14 protein-coding genes are annotated in these 13,516 nt (G+C 43.5%); 5 read left to right on the forward strand and 9 right to left on the reverse strand.

The genetic code is table 11. From position 1 onward, the window contains the following. Both ACFSR5_RS14845 and ACFSR5_RS14850 read left to right on the forward strand, forming a co-directional pair. Positions 1 to 188, forward strand: a 188-nt coding sequence (locus ACFSR5_RS14845) for a hypothetical protein (RefSeq protein ID WP_380905181.1), incomplete at its 5' end; no start/stop codon positions are given. A gap of 228 nt (positions 189 to 416) precedes the next feature. Next, on the forward strand, positions 417 to 659 hold the full coding sequence (locus tag ACFSR5_RS14850; RefSeq protein ID WP_380905183.1) for a hypothetical protein: 243 nt from the start codon (positions 417 to 419) through the stop codon (positions 657 to 659). 170 nt (positions 660 to 829) lie between these two features. Here the strand turns inward: ACFSR5_RS14850 and ACFSR5_RS14855 are convergent, their stop codons facing one another. From ACFSR5_RS14855 to spt, 5 genes are read right to left on the reverse strand one after another with little or no spacing between them, the layout of a single operon-like run. Then, positions 830 to 1,240, reverse strand: a complete 411-nt coding sequence (locus tag ACFSR5_RS14855; protein ID WP_380905185.1) for a GtrA family protein — start codon at positions 1,238 to 1,240, stop codon at positions 830 to 832. Further along, on the reverse strand, positions 1,224 to 1,922 hold the full coding sequence (locus ACFSR5_RS14860) for a CDP-alcohol phosphatidyltransferase (RefSeq protein WP_380905187.1): 699 nt from the start codon (positions 1,920 to 1,922) through the stop codon (positions 1,224 to 1,226). Before ACFSR5_RS14860 ends, ACFSR5_RS14855 begins: the two co-directional genes overlap by 17 nt. Positions 1,923 to 1,932: 10 nt before the next feature. Continuing rightward, a complete protein-coding gene (locus tag ACFSR5_RS14865; RefSeq protein ID WP_380905189.1) occupies positions 1,933 to 2,928 on the reverse strand; it encodes an NAD-dependent epimerase/dehydratase family protein in 996 nt (331 codons plus the stop codon). Then, the gene (locus ACFSR5_RS14870) at positions 2,925 to 4,046 is read right to left on the reverse strand and encodes a hypothetical protein (RefSeq protein ID WP_380905191.1); all 1,122 of its coding nucleotides are present in this window, start codon (positions 4,044 to 4,046) and stop codon (positions 2,925 to 2,927) included. The genes ACFSR5_RS14865 and ACFSR5_RS14870 overlap by 4 nt, the downstream gene beginning before the upstream one ends. 1 nt (position 4,047) lies before the next feature. Beyond that, the gene (gene spt, locus ACFSR5_RS14875) at positions 4,048 to 5,259 is read right to left on the reverse strand and encodes a serine palmitoyltransferase (protein WP_380905193.1); all 1,212 of its coding nucleotides are present in this window, start codon (positions 5,257 to 5,259) and stop codon (positions 4,048 to 4,050) included. Positions 5,260 to 5,619: 360 nt separating this feature from the next. Between spt and smpB the strand changes: the two genes are divergently transcribed. After that, a complete protein-coding gene (gene smpB, locus ACFSR5_RS14880) occupies positions 5,620 to 6,075 on the forward strand; it encodes an SsrA-binding protein SmpB (RefSeq protein WP_380905195.1) in 456 nt (151 codons plus the stop codon). Positions 6,076 to 6,131: 56 nt separating this feature from the next. Then, positions 6,132 to 7,229 carry an NADH:flavin oxidoreductase/NADH oxidase gene (locus tag ACFSR5_RS14885; RefSeq protein ID WP_380905197.1) on the forward strand — a complete coding sequence of 366 codons (1,098 nt, stop codon included), beginning with the start codon at positions 6,132 to 6,134 and terminating at the stop codon, positions 7,227 to 7,229. A 67-nt stretch (positions 7,230 to 7,296) separates the two neighbouring features. Here ACFSR5_RS14885 and ACFSR5_RS14890 read toward each other — a convergent pair whose 3' ends face one another. The 3 genes from ACFSR5_RS14890 to ACFSR5_RS14900 all read right to left on the reverse strand — a co-directional run bounded on the left by ACFSR5_RS14890 (position 7,297) and on the right by ACFSR5_RS14900 (position 10,257). Further along, positions 7,297 to 7,701 (reverse strand): acyl-CoA thioesterase, encoded by a 405-nt coding sequence (locus ACFSR5_RS14890; RefSeq protein ID WP_380905199.1) that lies wholly within the window; start codon positions 7,699 to 7,701, stop codon positions 7,297 to 7,299. Positions 7,702 to 7,732: 31 nt separating this feature from the next. Further along, a complete protein-coding gene (locus ACFSR5_RS14895; protein ID WP_380905201.1) occupies positions 7,733 to 9,538 on the reverse strand; it encodes a MutS-related protein in 1,806 nt (601 codons plus the stop codon). A gap of 62 nt (positions 9,539 to 9,600) precedes the next feature. Further along, on the reverse strand, positions 9,601 to 10,257 hold the full coding sequence (locus ACFSR5_RS14900; RefSeq protein WP_380905203.1) for a protein-L-isoaspartate(D-aspartate) O-methyltransferase: 657 nt from the start codon (positions 10,255 to 10,257) through the stop codon (positions 9,601 to 9,603). A 208-nt stretch (positions 10,258 to 10,465) separates the two neighbouring features. Here ACFSR5_RS14900 and ACFSR5_RS14905 point away from each other — a divergent pair, with 208 nt between their 5' ends. Then, positions 10,466 to 11,320, forward strand: coding sequence for a DUF4886 domain-containing protein (locus ACFSR5_RS14905; RefSeq protein ID WP_380905205.1), 855 nt, complete (start codon positions 10,466 to 10,468; stop codon positions 11,318 to 11,320). A 6-nt stretch (positions 11,321 to 11,326) separates the two neighbouring features. Here ACFSR5_RS14905 and ACFSR5_RS14910 read toward each other — a convergent pair whose 3' ends face one another. Beyond that, positions 11,327 to 13,510: a DUF4954 family protein gene (locus ACFSR5_RS14910; protein ID WP_380905207.1), complete on the reverse strand. Its 2,184-nt coding sequence runs from the start codon at positions 13,508 to 13,510 to the stop codon at positions 11,327 to 11,329. Positions 13,511 to 13,516: the final 6 nt, after the last annotated feature.

Here is a 13,516-nt window from a genome sequence, read left to right on the forward strand (position 1 = left end):
CACCAATCGGTTACTCGTTACGCTACATGATCATTTTCTTAAAGAACTTCTATCGTCTCCGCATCGCGCTTCGACTATTTTTTCCGGGCATTAAGGCCCGGCGTACTATCGTTTTTGTTTCCCTCGACTCGCTTGGGACTGCAAAGGTAAAAGGTTTTTTCGGTTCCGCAAAATTTATTTTAAAATAATTCCCGCGCTTCTTTTTTTTAACCGGTATTCGGCCGTGCCGTAATCCCTTTTTTCCGCTTTTCAGTGCTGTCCCTCCCTCGCGGAGTGGTGCAAAGATAGGGACTCCAGACCCTTACTTCCAAGCATCCCGGGCCTTTTTTTGGCCGATACGCCGCAACAGCCTGTAAGCCTGGCCGATATTTTTCGAAAAGAAGCGCACAAAGCAAAGAAAAAGGCCCGCTTCCGCTATGCGACCTCCCTTAACAGGGGCTGGCAAAGTGATTACCCAGGGCTACCCTTGGGCTAACTTTGGTTTATCCGTGACCCGGAGGATTGTCGTTACAGGCTGTTCACATCACAGCTCATCCTCATCTGTCATAGAGATGGGTCAGGCCGATCGGATAGATTTTTTGGGGGCGTGCGATACCGTAGCCGCTTCGCAGAAAATGCAACTATTTTATTCTGGACATAACACAGATATCGACAGTTAAAAGCGTATGCGGCATATCCGTAAGCTAGAAAAGGAAAACGGCTACACACCGAACACGAAACCAACCGTTGCCCCTTTACACATTCCCCCAACAAAAAAGGGGCACTTATACCGCCCCACTTCCTTACTTATATTATCCGCTGCCATACGAAAAGCAAACAACTACCTTGTCTATTTTTTAAACACCCAATATTTCTGCAGAACAAAATTGAAGCACAGCGAGACAATCAGCTCAACCAGTATTTTAGAATAAAATGGGTTAAAAAATAAATAATCGACCAAAAAATAAATTCCCGTGGATTTTAGGGAAATACTTCCTAGAACAACCACGATAAATTTCCAAAGCTGCTTGCCGATTGGTGTTGCCTTGTTATCAAATGCCCAATATCGGTTTATCGTAAAATTAACCACCGCCCCTAAGGAACCGCTGATTACATTCGAACCATGAGCAGAAAACCCAAAGATTTCTAAACACCAGATATAAATAGCAAAATCAGACAGTCCGCCGATAAAAGCAGAAATCTGCGCCTTACCGAACGATAAAAAGAATTCCTTTTTTTTATCATTAATTTTCCGGTTCATGAGCGATGGAATCTTTTTTCTTCTTTTCTTCCCAGTCTTTCAAATCACCCAAATGCAATAGTTTTTTGGTATCCACCCAATTAATAATAAACAGGCAGACGCAGATCACAAGGACCAAATAATTGATGCTGCCTGGAAAAATTACCTCAGCTAGGAGTACCACACAAATAATCACACGAATTTCTGTTGGTCCCAACAGGCCCGCGTCTATTGTATATTTATCAGTAATGCGATAGCGAAGCTGTGAAATAATCATTGCCCAACCATATAAAGAGACTAAAGCAAATCCAGTATACTTAAAATCGCCCGGCGCATAAAATACATATCCTAACCCAATCATGACCGTGCTGATCCAGTCCATCACAATATCCAGGGCGAATCCATACCATTTACGGGACTTATTTCGGTAAAAAGCGATGCGTCCATCCAAAGAATCTCCAAACCATTGAACATAAAATCCCAATATACCAAACAGTAGCAACGGGCGAGCAACGTATTCCGCCAATAAAAAACTACCTAAAATCATGGCTGATCCCAAAAAGCCGATGGCCGTCAAGCCATCCGACGTTATCCAATTTGGGATACGCGGCACCAGATATGATATTAACTTTTGTTCCGGGTTACTTAAAATATTTGTTCTTTTCCGATCTTGAAAAAGTTTTTTGTTAATCTCTTGACTCATGAGGTAGTGTTTAGAACCAATTGTTTTTTTTGTACCAAAGTAAACTCTCCGCTAGTCCAGTTGCTAAATTGTACTTCGGTAGGTATGCTAACACACGTTGCGCCTTGGAGATGTCGCAACCCCAATTTTGAGCTGTCAGCTCCCCGAGACGCTCTGGATAAATAACGGGCGTTTTCGATGATTTTCGATAGAGCCATTTTGAAATTTGGGCAACCTTTTGAACAACTCCAAAGGGCACATGTATGCGAAGCAGCTTTCGCCCCAATGTTTTCTTGAAAACATCCGCCATATCGTATCGGGAATACACCTCACCATCTGTGATATTGAATGTGGTCAGGCCATGCTGTTCAGACACACAAGCACGCAACAATACATCCACCAGATCTTTCACATAAACGAATGTCAATTTTTGTGGCGCGGTACCGATATACGCATCTAGCCCTTTATTCATCGTTTCAAAAAGAATAAAAAGATCTTTCTCCCGAGGTCCGTAAACGGCTGTAGGGCGGATTACCGTAATAGGTTTGTCTGCAAATTGCTCGCGGATCATTTCTTCTGCTGCTTGTTTGCTCCGACCATAGTCCGTAACAGGATGATATGGTGAATTCTCCGTTATAGGTTGATCCGTATACGCGACAGGCCCAATTGCCGCGAGACTGCTAACGAACACCACGCGTTTTGGCGGAAATTCTGACGAAAATGCTCCTTGTAAAAAGCGATGCGTGACACCGACATTAACTTCCACTAACTGCTCGTGCGTCTTGGCTTTCGTCATAGCTGCAGCATGAATAGCGTAGTCATACTGTCCGGTAGCAAACATATCAGCCAAGGCAGCTGAGTCATTAAAATCTGGATAGATAAATTTCGTTACAAAGGGGGTAATTTCTGAAACTTGACTCGATTTTCGAACTGCAGCATGAACTTCAAAACCAGCAAGACAAGCAGCCTCTACCAGATGAGACCCAACGAATCCGCTCGCTCCCGTTACCAGAATCTTTTTCTTCATACCGCTTTTTCGTACAACCGATAACGCTTATAGAGATCTGCGTTAATTTGTTCGATCGCGTGATTCATATTATAATTATGATCCAGCATCCAGGAACATTCCGCGGCTTCTATACCAGAAGGAATGGAATTTTTAATAATATGACCGTATAGACAGGCTTCAATTCCTAGTTTTCGATGCCCTTCTAGTACGCCCAACATCAACACCCGAAGCGTTCTGATTTTTTTCATTCCAAACAAGAGCTTAAAGATGCCAAACGGCAGCAGGCGACCTCGTTTAATATGGATTAATATCTCATTAATATTCGGAATCCCCAAGGCGAATCCTATTACTTCATTATCCTTCTCTGCTACAATACAATATTTCGGATCAACAATCGCTTTAAGATCTTTCGCTGTATGGTTAAATTCCTCATCTGTCATGGGAACAAAACCTAGGTTTTTATCCCACGCTCTGTTATAAACCTGTTTGATTTTCTTTGCCTCGTTGGCAAAGTCTTTTAGATTTATTTGCCTTAACAGGATACCCGAACGTTTCAAGCGTTCCTCCAACTTATCCAACAACACGACGGAGCGTTGGTTCGCGTTAGCTTTCGTTACAAGATATGCTCGCAAGTCGACCTTCTTTTGGTAGCCTGCATGTGTAATCAAGTCCAGATAGTAAGGCGGATTATAAGGCATCATAGCCATAGGTGGTCGGTCAAAGCCATCAATAAGTAAACCACACGTATCGTTTGTGGTTAGGTTAACAGGTCCGACGATGTTATTACCTCCGCGCTTCCTAACCCATTCAGCCGCTGTCTCCAATAATCTGTTTGCGACTTCCTGATCATTGATGGATTCGAAAAAACCGAATTGCCCTTCCGTTACGTTATTGAAGGCGTTATGGTTTCTATTCCAAATGGCGACCACCCGTCCTACAAGCTTTCCATCTTTATATGCGAGAAATGGTTGCGCTTCGGAATGTTTGTAAAACGGATGTTTCGAAGCAGACAACATATCCTGTTGCCCCAAAAATAATTCTGGCACATAGTTTGGATCTTTCGCATATAAATCATGCGGAAGATCAATAAACTTTGCCAGTTGCTTTTTTGACTGAACAGGAACGATTTCTATCATCTCATTCATTCATAAAGGACTCGACTTCTACTGTTTTGAACACTTTTGCCATTTTATCGACCGCTTCATCAATTTGATCGAACGTATGCGTTGCCATCAGCGAGAACCGGATTAAAGATTCTTCTGCAGGTACCGCCGGTGCGACTACCGGATTAACGAATACCCCATTATCTTGCAGCATCTTCGTTACGTAGTATGTTTTATCATTATTCCGCACGAATATCGGAAGGATGGGACTTTCGGTGGAGCCAAGATCAAAGCCGTTATCAAGTAATAATTTTTTCGCGTAGTTGGTATTCGCCCACAATCTTTCGATGTGCTCTGGCTCCGTTTGGATAATTTCCAATGCCTTCAATGTTGAGGCCACTGAAGCCGGGGTCATGCTGGCGCTAAACATCAATGAGCGTGCGCGGTGTTTTAAGTACTCAATCGTCTGTGCATCTGAAGCCACAAAACCTCCAAGCGATGCGAGCGATTTACTGAACGTGCCCATAATCAGGTCGACCTTATCCGTCAGGCCAAAATGAGATGCTGTTCCAGCACCACTGTCTCCGATAACACCTAAGCTGTGTGCATCATCACACAATATCGCCGCGTCAAATTCGTCGGCGATCTGAACCAATTCCGGCAGTCGTACAATATCACCTTCCATGCTAAAAATACCATCGGTAGCGATCAATTTCAGGCTATCTTCAGGAAGACGAGAAATTTTCGCACGCAAATCTTCCATGTCATTGTGCGCATACTTCACCACCTTTGAAAATGAAAGCCGGCTTCCATCGATGATGGACGCATGATTCCGCTCATCCAACAGAATATAATCGTTACGACCGGTCAAACACGATAAAGGACCTAAGTTCGATTGGAACCCAGTACTAAAAAGTATCGCGGCTTCTTTACCTACATAACTCGCCAACTTCTCTTCCAGTTCCACGTGAATATCCAGCGTTCCATTCAGAAAACGAGATCCAGCACAGCCCGTACCATATTTAGCTAACGCATCTTGCGCGGCCTGAATGATCCGTTTGTCCGTTGTCAAACCTAAATAAGAGTTTGAACCGAACATCAACACACGCTTGCCATCAATCAAAACTTCTGTATCCTGCTTAGACTGAATAGGTCTAAAATAAGCATACAGATTATTCGCCTTGATTGGCTCTAGTTCGCTCTGTAGGAATCTAGATGTTCTTTCACTTAACTTTCCCTTACTCATGCTGTAGGTATTTCTATTTAATGTGATATAATTTCTATAAAGTAAGCTAATTTACTTTTTGACTCTCCTGTATCAATCGTCAAAAATAAAATAATAAATAAAAATATACAATTATCCCCTTTTTCTACAGCCGTCAACTAATAAAAAATATTAACTTTCAACAGGTAAAAACAATCATTGTATACTTTACAGCCTAAAAAAAACCGGTGCAAACATACAAAACTTCCTCCGATTTAACACCATTTAAAAACCATATGAATATCATAAAATTAAATTATTGTTAAGAGATTACCAATAGTTTGTGATTAAAAGTTCTCCAAAACAACAAAATCGTTATTTTTGCGGTTAAACACTTACAAAATGGCGATCTCATCGAACGTAAATATAAAAAATAAACGGGCATCTTTTGAATACCACCTGCTTGACCGCTACGTGGCTGGAATACGCTTGTTGGGCACGGAAATCAAATCCATACGGGAAGGAAAGGCGAATATTAATGACAGTTTTTGTTCGTTTTTTGAAGATGGCTTGTACATCCGGAATATGCACATCGCGGAGTATTCTTTTGGTTCCTTTTACAACCACGAAGCAAAACGTGACCGGCAATTGCTCTTAACAAAAAAAGAGTTGAAAAAACTCAAGGAAAAAGGCGAAGAAAAGGGTTTTACGATAGTACCCCTCCGCATGTTCATCAGTGAGCGTGGCTTTGCAAAAATAGAGATAGCACTTGCCCAAGGCAAAAAAGACTTTGACAAACGCGACACAATCAAAGAACGTGAAAGTAAGCGGGAATTGGACCGCGCTATGAAAAGGTAGGCCTTTCGGCGCAGAAATAAATTTGGAATCGCTTCGTTTTCTAATTAAACATTATCATGAGCCATTTATTTAGCCCTCTTTCGTTAACAAACGTCGAACTACCGAACCGGATTGTCGTTTCGCCCATGTGTCAATATTCTGCAGAAGACGGTTTTGCGACAGACTGGCATCTTGTTCACCTTGGTCAGTTTGCTATTGGGCGCGCGGGTGCCGTCATACAGGAAGCTACCGCTGTCGTTCCCGAGGGTAGAATCTCGTACGGGGACCTGGGCATCTGGAACGATGAGCACATCGAAAAGTACAGGCAGATCACTTCATTTATTAAGTCCCAAGGCAGTATTCCCGGAATACAACTTGCGCATGCTGGTAGAAAAGCAAGCTACGATAAACCTTGGGAAGGATCTGCTCAGTTTGATTCGAACCACGAATACGGATGGCAGACCGTCGCACCATCACCTATTCCATTTCACGAGAAGGACCAAATACCTGTCGCTTTGCACGCAGACGATATTCGCACTATCATTGCTAATTTTCGCCAGGCCGCCATACGGGCTGTTGAAGCGGGATACGAGATTATTGAGCTTCACGCCGCACATGGTTACCTTATCCATCAATTTTTGTCGCCACTCGTGAACACCCGAAACGATGAATTTGGAGGCAGCTTTGACAATAGGATACGATTCCTGTTGGAGATTGTACGTGCGGTCAAACCTGTTGTGAGGAACTGTTCACTTTGGGTAAGACTCTCTGCCACGGATTGGGCTGATGGAGGGTGGGATCTTGTACAAAGCATAGCGCTTGCCCAGCACCTGAAGGAAGCAGGCGTCGAATTGATTGATGTTTCTTCGGGAGGTGCTGTTAGACATCAGGTCATACCTGTACAGGCGAACTATCAGGTACCCTTCGCACATGCGGTACGCGAGCAGGCAAACGTTCCTACAGGTGCGGTTGGTATCATCACCTCAGGCAAACAAGGGGAAGAGATTCTACAACGTGGTCAAGCCGACCTTATTTTCGTTGGCCGTGCTTTCCTAGACGATCCCCACTTTGTGTACCACTGTGCCAGTGAACTTGGCGTAGATTTACCTTGGGCACCACCTTACAGCCGTGCGAAGGACACTATTAAACAGCAAAAAGAAAAACGCATGACATAATTATTATCCGAAAACGACGACGTCGTCTGGAATTCTGTGTCCGCGTTCCTCAGCGTCGTCTTCGTATTTAATCTTCAATTTCCAATCCGTCAAGCACTGGAATAGGTTTTTTGTCTTCATCGAGTGCAACGAATGTAAACATACCTTGGATAGCTAGTTCCCGACCCTCTTCATACATTTTTTCTAGAAAAATCTCCACCTTCACTTTCACGCTGGTCCTGCCCACACTTTGTACGCGTGCGATTGCTTCGATGATACTCCCCGAAGGAATTGCTTTTTCAAAGTCAATACGATCTGTAGAAACTGTAACTAAGCGTTTTCGGCAGAAGCGCGTTGCCGCCATAAAGGAGACCTCATCCATTATGGCCATTGCCTTTCCACCAAATAAGGTATCATGATGGTTTGTTAAAAAGGGGAAAACCGTGGTACAGACTCGCGTTTCTGCCTGATCAATCCGTTCTTCTAATGTCATTTTTGAATAATTTTAGGCAAAAATACAATTTTTATGCCTTATCTACATCTACACCTATCCCTTTTAACAACAAGGAAGCGTTAAATATGGTACACCGACCGTTCTTCAACCGATAATCGAATAACATCTCCCCATCCACCACTTGGATGTCGAAATGGAAGTTCTCCAACTCACCTGGATTCTCCTCTTCCAATGTTGCCAATTGCAAATCGTGCGTAGCAACCATGCCCTGCCCTTTCATAGCCAATAATTTGCGGATGATGGCCCGCGATCCCAGATATTTATCGACAGAATTCGTACCGCGCAACATCTCATCAATCAAAAAGAAACTGTCTGTTTTACGGCCCACCGTGTCCAAGATAAATTTCATTCGGTCTAGCTCCGCTTTGAACGTAGACGTACTTTCATTTAGTGAATCTTTAATGCGCATATACGAGATCAGCTGGTAAATGGGCAGCTCGAACTGCGTAGCGCAAACGACCGCTCCGGTGTAAGCCAAAACGGCGTTAATGCCGATCGTACGAAGAAATGTGCTTTTCCCGGCCATGTTGGAACCAGTTATTAAGGCAATCCGGTGTTCTCCGTTTGTATAATCGTTTGCAACGGCACGATTTGAGGGAATAAGCGGATGCCTAACGCCCAAAGCGGTCATTTTGTTGTTACGCGGATCTGGATATAGTACCGGCGTAGTCCATGTGGGATGATTCCGTTGCAGTATAGCTAACGAATTTAGCGCTTCAAAACTCGCAATCACATCGAAAGCGACCAAGATATTTTCTGCATACCTGGATTTCCATTTGACAATTTTCAGGACATACTTGAAGTCCCATAAAAACAACACATTCAAAACCGCTCCAACTAAAATATTGTTTCGGGCATCCAAATTATTTATCAGATTCGACAACTCCCGAAAAGCAAGAGACAACGGCTTTTCCTCTCGATATAACGCGCGTTTCAAACGAACATTTTCGGTCGTTTCAAATGCCTTGTTTTCAATCAGTTCAAGTCCTTCTGCATACGCAGCTAACATCTGACCGATCTTATCTATTCTACTGGAAAACAAACTTACCTTTCCGGCCAAGAACAATGTCCAACATAAATGCGATAGGCCGAGCAGCGCCACCCATGTCCAAATGGGATAGGCAAAAACAGACACCAGCACGGCAACAAGCAGGAGAAACGGTGCCACAGCGACATACCACGCCATCGCTGCGTTACCGAAGTTTAAGCTGGAATCTTTAAAATAACGGGCTAAAAAACTTTTTACCTCGGTTTTTTGCAACAAATTGAAGACCAAACGAGCTTGAAAATTCTGACTCCATTCGAGATCACGACTAATCTCGGCAACCGCATTTTGCCGTTCTTCGATAATCGTTTTCGTCGCCGCTTTCATGAGCCAAGTGGCCAACATGTCGACACCCAAAGTCGTTGCACAGCGATTGATCAGGGAGAACAGGGAAAATGTTCCAAATATATCCAGATCTGCGCTGTATGGGTGTTTTCCATCCTCAAAACGTTCTCCATTGTCATACATGGACCGGCCCGTATCGCCGAGTATACACTCGTTTTCATTCACTTTCAGATAGGCCTCTTGAGCCGCCCGTTGCTTCTCGAGTTTGCTCTGCCGCCGAATCAAAAAAGCGAAAACCAAGACGATGAGCAGCAGCAGGGCAAAGACAAATCCTACACTATTGGTTTGAAACGCATAGAATAAGGCAGCGCCTCCACCAAGAATAACAAATAGGCGTCCAAAACTATTTTGGTTGATGACCTTTGTTAAGCGTGCTATTTCCGTTCGCGCTTTTTTACAATGTTCTTGATACGTTTGATAAATCATGCCATAAAAATAAAAAAAGCCCCGCAGTACGGCGCTTTTATTTCTATAATATTAATCCATACTTACCATGCCTGATCTCCCACTAAGGGGACGAAGCGGAATGTATCTAGTTCGATCCGCTCGAAATCGTTCTCGCCCACACGCAGTATCGTGACCATCTTTTGCGATTTTTCATCCCCAACAGGGATTACCAATAGCCCACCGTATTTCAATTGTTTGAGCATAATTTCGGGCACAAAGGGAGCACCAGCAGTGACGATGATTTTATCATACGGCGCATGCTGTGAAATGCCACGAGATCCATCACCTAGAAAAAAATGAGGTTTATATCCCATATAAGGTAAGACCTGAATAGTCCGTTGGTACAGGCTTTCCTGTCGTTCGATTGTAAACACCTCGGCTCCCAGTTCCATGAGGATACACGTTTGATACCCAGACCCTGTTCCGATTTCCAACACCTTATCACCCTTTTTTACATGCAACAACTCCGATTGGTAAGCTACCGTATAGGGTTGGGAAATGGTTTGTCCATCACCGATCGGAAACGCAATGTCGCGATATGCTTGGTTCCAAAATGTTTCATCAAAGAAGAAATGACGAGGCACCTTTGCGATAGCTTGCAATACGCGTTTATCTGCTATCCCACGCATTTCCAAATTTTTCACAAGCTGCTTACGTGCACCTTTTTCACGGTAATTATCTACAAACTTATACGCCATTGTTCCTCAAAAATACCATTGTTAAGGCATATTCTTCACATTAAAATGCAAAATGTTTAGGGTCAAGGGCGTATAACTTACTGCGTTTCGCTATCTTCGTATGACACTATTTTATTGATTCAACCCTCGTGCCTTCCGCCTAGCCTAAACATCGACTTGTGCATGGTAGACTATCGCGGATAGCCCCTGGATGACAGCAAATAATGATATGAAAAAAACAATCTTCCTCGTTTTAGTAGCGATCCTACATCAGTTCTGCACATTAGCACAGACTCCTTTATCCTCCGACAGTGTTCTCAAAATATTGGCTATAGGCAATAGTTTTTCCGAAGATGGTATTGAAAATTATCTGTATGAGTTGGCTAGCGTTTCCGGCAAGAAGATCATTATTGGCAACATGTATATAGGAGGGGCTCCTTTATCATTGCATGTCAAAAATGCGCGTGCAAACGCTGCTAGCTATAGCTATCGTAAAATCGATATCTCCGGAAAAAAAGTAGTGACTAACCAAACAAGTGTCGCACAGGCCCTAAGCGATGAAAATTGGGATTACATTAGTTTTCAGCAGGCTAGCCCACTATCTGGACAATACCAAACCATCGTTGAAAGCCTGCCTGAGCTTGTTACCTACGTACGTGGCAAGGTAGGGGCACTTCCTCAGTTTGTTTACCATCAGACCTGGGCTTATCAACAAGATGCTACGCATGAAGGGTTTAAAAATTACAACAGCGATCAATTGACGATGTATAAAGCTATTGTTAACGCATCGAAGCAGGTGGCCGCCTTGGGATATTTTGCCCACATTATCCCGGCGGGAACCGCTGTGCAAAATGCGCGTAGCAGCTCATTAGGCGATACATTTACGCGGGATGGTTACCATTTGCAGTTGGACTACGGAAGGTTCACCGCAGCGTGTACCTGGTATGAAATGTTATTCGGACAGGATGTTCGGAAAAACACCTATAAGCCGAGCGCTGTTTCGGAGATACAGGCCGAAATTGCTAAGGCTGCGGCACACAAAGCGGTAAAGAAACCTTACAAAATATCAAAAATAAAGCGCTAGGTATTCCTAGCACTTTGTTTTTAATTGCGCAATGGTTTCGGCGAACGCCTTGGCTGCAACACGTTCCTTGTTTATAAAATCGTTATCCGCTAAATGTCCGACGACTTCCTCCATTTCTTCGTAGGAATTATAGACCATCTGTTTGAAAGGATTCTGATAATCTTTGCTTCTGGATCCTGCGATCTCGGAAAAGATCCATTCTCGTGTAGCTAAAGCCTCATCAAGAAGATCCCGTAAAAATTGGTTATCCCATGCGGACACCGGGCGTTCGGAAATTTCGGAAAGGGCGGCGATGGCGTGAGCGAACTTATCATCGAGATAATCCCTACTCCATGTGTGATAATACTCGTGCACATCCTTCCACGATTCCATTTGTCCAGACCGTATATCCGTTAGTAAACCGTCTAATTTAGGAGAAGGAACAAGCTGTCCGCCGATATTTTCAAATGTATACCGTTTGGCATCCAATTGCTGTAAACGCGCATCAAGGTCGGCATATGACGTTGTATCCGCTAAGGTTTCAATAAGCTGTAATGCAGCGTAATAGCGGATCATTCGGATGTAAATATGATATGCTTCTCTGGGTTTCGCCAACACGACTTTACGCTTTGAGAATTCGACGTTGTCTAACAAGATATCCCGCGTATTCAGGGGTTCTTCCGAAAGAAGCCGTTCTCGTCCCGCCCGGCGGATATCGTCAGCATTCAAATCATCCGTGCTGTAAGCCATCCCAACTGCCCGCTCAATTTCGTGCAGCGCTACAAACATCTCGTTGACGGTATCGGGAGCTAAAATATCATACTCAATATATTGGTTTTTGAATTTTCGTTTGTCGCGCGACTGGAATTTTGATGTGTTCCGCATCAACGCGTACATATTGTACAGAAACCAATAGCCCGGTAAAACCACCAAACGATTCGTATCCACTTCATTGCTCACTAAGCAAAACGGAAAACGGATGTCCAGTTCGTGTAAAAAATCTCCCTTTACGATCAGCGTATACGATGCGAATCTGGAATTGTGTTTCAAACTGACACAGAGCCCCGGCCAGAAACCGCGCCCAGCCACAATTTCGCCATCGGCCGCTCTGGAATTATGGTTAGATCCGACCGTAGCACCTGCCGCCATATTGCTTTGTCCTTTAACTAGGGCTGCGCATAGAAACGAATTATTATGATGCTGTTCGTGTGCCGGGAAAATTAATGAATTCAAGACCTCGCAACACGAAATGGTGGAGTTGTCGCCTAAGAAGGAGTTGATCAAACGTGCGCCGTATTTCAACTGAGAGTTTGAAGAAAGGATGAAACGCACTGCCTTTACACCATAAAAAATACGGCATCCGTATCCGATAATTCCATTCACCAGCTCACACCCCTCTCCAATCTGCGTGAATGATTCTTCCGAGGAATTGATGGTTAAATTCTTCAGTTTATTGACTCCTTTAACATATGCATCGGTACCCATCTTGATATCTTTAATGGTATGGGTATTTTTGATAACCGAACGATCCCCTATTTCACTATAAAAGCCATGCTCTTCCGAAAATTGAACCTCCGTCATCTCCTGAAAACGTTGTTGCAACATCTTATCCTGCCGATTGCGGGACCACAGAAATACGTCGCCCGCCTGCATACCATCAAACGGCAATACCGCCCGTCCGCCATTTTCGTTACAAAGTTCCAATCGGATTCGACGCTCTTCCACATCTCCCGTCTTTAGAATACCGTTTCCGAATTTAGCATTGTGACTCGTTTCCATTTCATTGACATTGGACAAGATCACATCGTTACCGATTATAAAATGCGACATGTAGCGCACGTGATGGATTGCAACGGTATCCCCAAAATCACAACTTACAATAGTAGAATGGTAGATTCCGCAAGGTAATCGAAGATCACGGAAGTCAAGATAGACGTTTTCCATGTCTCCAATACGAACCATTCCATAGAATTTTGAATATTGTATCTGATCGGGTAAAAATTTATCTGTCACCCATATATCGTCCCAATTATTCGCGTAATTGTTATTCAGAATGAGCGTTTTAATTTCATCTTGAGTCAGTTTCCGAAATTTTTTTCCACGGGGAAACTGTTTGTTACGTTGGATATATTCATCATCTGATCGGCGATACCTGTCCGGGATAAAATTATACCCCAATTCGGATAGTTTCTCTTTTACTATTTTTGACATAGGTGC

This window comes from Sphingobacterium suaedae (genome assembly GCF_042684625.1).
GTDB classification, from domain to species: Bacteria; Bacteroidota; Bacteroidia; order Sphingobacteriales; family Sphingobacteriaceae; genus Sphingobacterium; species Sphingobacterium suaedae.